Source organism: Hungatella sp. SL.1.14 (genome assembly GCF_024460495.1).
Lineage (GTDB): Bacteria > Bacillota > Clostridia > Lachnospirales > Lachnospiraceae > Hungatella > Hungatella hathewayi.
In genome coordinates this window covers 1-292 of sequence record NZ_JANFYJ010000474.1, presented here as the reverse complement: position 1 = coordinate 292, position 292 = coordinate 1, and the positions used below count along the sequence as shown (strand labels likewise).

Sequence of the window (292 nt, the reverse complement as noted above, 5' to 3'; positions counted from 1 at the left end):
CAACAGTAGAGGTTGAAATTAAAAATTCAGATGATACAACTGCAGAGAAAAAACCAGTTGAGCCTGAACCAACTAATACTACAAACAAGCTTGTAGAAGAAGGAATTAAAGCAGCAGTTGCTTCTGCTAATAAATCTTCCTATATTGGCGCTAGTATTGAAGATAAAACTATTAATGTAACGATTAAGCAGTCAAACGCCACGTTAATAGACGCTCTTCCTACGGCTAGAACAATTTTAATCATGTTTAAATCTGTAGATGGTGTTAAAGATATTCCGGTGGACGGTGATCC

1 protein-coding gene is annotated in these 292 nt (G+C 36.3%); it reads left to right on the top strand.

The features are described 5' to 3' along the window. Positions 1-292: hypothetical protein (locus tag NE473_RS31895; protein WP_256265709.1), on the top strand; the 292-nt coding region annotated here is incomplete at both ends.